This window comes from Bradyrhizobium cosmicum (genome assembly GCF_032290525.1).
Lineage (GTDB): Bacteria > Pseudomonadota > Alphaproteobacteria > Rhizobiales > Xanthobacteraceae > Bradyrhizobium > Bradyrhizobium cosmicum_A.
In genome coordinates, this window is sequence record NZ_JASXTA010000515.1 from 1 (window position 1) to 243 (window position 243).

1 protein-coding gene is annotated in these 243 nt (G+C 55.1%); it reads left to right on the forward strand.

All coding sequences use genetic code 11. The features are described 5' to 3' along the window. Positions 1-243 (forward strand): insulinase family protein (locus QSV46_RS40770; RefSeq protein WP_314964424.1); only part of this gene is annotated, 243 nt, incomplete at both ends.

The window sequence follows — 243 nt, forward strand, 5'->3', positions numbered from 1 at the left end:
GTGGTATGCGCCCAATAATGCCACTTTGGTCATGGTCGGTGATATTGATGCCGATGAGGCGATGATTTGGGTTGAAAAGTACTTTGGCCACCTAAAGCCCGCTACCCTCCCCAAGCGCACTCGCCCCACTCACGCGACCCACCGAGGCTATCAGCAGCTGACCAGCCATCAATCAGTTCAGGTGCCTAGCCTGATCATGGGCTTTAATGTACCAACGCTGGGCAGTGGCGATGCCAAACAAGC